We start from the raw sequence: 265 nt of genomic DNA, 5'->3' as shown, positions 1-265 counted from the left end.
CTTTGCGTTTTTGACCAGAGCGGCGGCGCGTTCTTGTACTTCTTCCGGCTTGTCGCCCGGTTTGAAGAGGGAAGAACCAATGCCTGCGCCTGCTGCACCAACTGCCATAAAGTCAGCAATGTTGTGCGCGCCAACACCGCCAACTGGAATAATCTTGGTGCCTTTCGGGAATACAGCCAGCCATGCTTTAACAACTGGCGGCGGGCACATTTCAGCAGGGAAGATTTTCAGGCCGTGCGCACCAGCGTCCAGCGCGGTGAAGCCT

General features: G+C 56.6%; 1 protein-coding gene. It reads right to left on the bottom strand.

The genetic code is table 11. The features are described 5' to 3' along the window. Nucleotides 1-265: beta/alpha barrel domain-containing protein (locus tag E1162_RS00030; RefSeq protein ID WP_503328164.1), on the bottom strand; the 265-nt coding region annotated here is incomplete at both ends.

This window comes from Pseudovibrio flavus, assembly GCF_009711345.1.
GTDB classification, from domain to species: Bacteria; Pseudomonadota; Alphaproteobacteria; order Rhizobiales; family Stappiaceae; genus Pseudovibrio; species Pseudovibrio flavus.
Note: the sequence above shows the minus strand (reverse complement) of the source record. Positions and strands in the feature narration are given on the sequence as shown.